This is a genomic window from Paenimyroides ummariense (genome assembly GCF_900115115.1).
GTDB lineage: Bacteria > Bacteroidota > Bacteroidia > Flavobacteriales > Flavobacteriaceae > Flavobacterium > Flavobacterium ummariense.
Genome location: NZ_FOVI01000059.1, coordinates 1 through 2,250 on the forward strand (window position 1 = coordinate 1; position 2,250 = coordinate 2,250).

The following is a 2,250-nucleotide window of genomic DNA, read 5'->3' on the forward strand; positions in this document are numbered from 1 at the left end:
AATCGTACTGCAACCGCAAATGTTACGATTGATGAACCGGATGCTCTTGTATCTAATATGGCATCAACAAGCATTACTTGTAACGGAGCAAATAATGGAAGTGTTGTACTTGCACCAACAGGCGGCGTGGCACCTTACACCTATTTATGGGATACAGGAGCAACGACCAGCTCTATAACCAATTTGCCTGCGGGAACTTATTCTGTAACCATTACAGATGCCAACGGATGTACTTTAACGGAAACCGCTACCATTACAGATCCTGCCGTTTTAGCAATAGCAAGCAGTTCTCATACCGATGTTACCTGGTATGGTGGTAATGACGGATCTGCAACTGTTTCGGTAACAGGCGGAACCGCACCTTACACCTACTCATGGTCACCAAGCGGCGGTACAAATGCAACGGCAACCGGATTAATTGCAGGTAATTACACGGTAACGGTAACCGATGCAAACGGTTGTACGGTAACCGAAAGTTTTACCGTTATACAGCCAATACCATTAATGGTTCAGTCTGTATCTCAAACCAACGTAAAATGTAATGGGGCAAGTGACGGAACAGCTACCATTGTAGCAATGGGCGGAAATGCACCATACACCTACTTATGGTCGCCAAGCGGTGGTACAAACGCAACCGCTACCGGATTAGCTGCGGGTACTTACAGTGTTCTGGTAACAGATTCAACAGGAAACACCATTACCGAAAATTTCACAATAACCCAACCGGGAGCTATACAGGCAATGTTATCGAATAGCAGAGATGTATTGTGTAACGGAGGAAATAACGGAACAGCTACCATAACGGTAACCGGCGGAACAGCTCCTTTTACCTATAAGTGGTCTAACGGAATATCAACAACCAATGCTACAGTTAGTAATTTAGTGGTAGGCAACTATACAGTTCAGGTAACAGATGCTAACGGGTGTACGGCAAGTACACCGGTATCGGTAATCATTTCGCAACCGGCAGCCCTTGTGTTTACCACAAGTAATTCAACCAACATAAGCTGTTATGGCTTAAACGACGGTTCGGTTTCTGTGGTTGCAAGTGGCGGTGTAGCACCTTACAGCTATTTGTGGTCTAACGGACAAAGCGGCTCTAGTTTAACTAATTTAGGAAAAGGTACGTATGTAGTTACCGTGACAGATGCGAACAATTGTATGCAGACACAGTCGTTTACCATTACAGAACCTGCTTTTGTAACAGCACCAACGGCAAGTAGTCAAAACTTCTGCGTAGGTCAGAATGCTACATTAGCCAGCATTGTTATAAACGGAAGTAACATTAAATGGTACAGTGCGGCAACAGGCGGTACATTATTACCGGCAACTACGGCATTGGTAAGCGGAACAACCTACTATGCATCGCAAACCGTAGGTACTTGTGAAAGTACAACCCGCACTCCGGTACAGGTTACAATAAACCAGGCACAGGCTTTAACCACAACCCAATTGAATGTTTGTAGCAATAGCAGAGTTCAAACCATGGTTGTAGACGGTTTTAACTATACCCAGTTAAAATGGTACAGCAGTTCAACAAGCACCATACAGTTGCCATCTAGTACCTTATTGGCTACAGGAACTTATTATGTAAGTTCGGTAGTAGGAACATGTGAATCAGCAAGACAGGCAATACAGGTTACTGTAGCTGCAACAGTACCTGCGCCAACAGCATCATTCCAAACGGTTTGTGGCGGATCAACATTAAACGATTTAGTAGTTGTTAAAGATCCTTCTGCAACCTTAAACTGGTATTCATCAATGCAGTCTATGATTCCGTTGGCAGGAACTACACAAGTAGCAACAGGAACGTACTATGTACAACAGGTTATAGGTAATTGCGAATCGAGCCGAATTGCGGTTCAGGTTCAGGTAACAAGCATAACGATACCTACCATTGCCTCAATCACTACTTGTGAAGGAACAACCATTGCAGATTTAAATACAAACGGAAGTACCAATTATGTTTGGTATACGGATAATACAACAACCGCAGCATTGCCGGGTACTTACTTAATTACCTCTGGAAGTTATTATATAGCTAACCAGAACGGAAGTTGTATTTCGGCAAGAAAGAACATTGCAGTAAATGTGGGTACACGTCCGGCAAGCCCAACAGGTCAGGCAACACAGTTATTCAACTTTTCAGCAAAAGTATCTGATTTAGCAATGAACGAACCAAACGTAAAATGGTTCTTAAGTGCTGCAGATGCTGCTAAGCTAATGAATGAGCTTTCGCCAAATACACCG

At 43.6% G+C, this 2,250-nt stretch carries 1 protein-coding gene; it reads left to right on the forward strand.

Translation table 11 applies throughout. The features are described 5' to 3' along the window. Nucleotides 1-2,250 (forward strand): Ig-like domain-containing protein (locus tag BM253_RS17020; protein WP_177205825.1); only part of this gene is annotated, 2,250 nt, incomplete at both ends.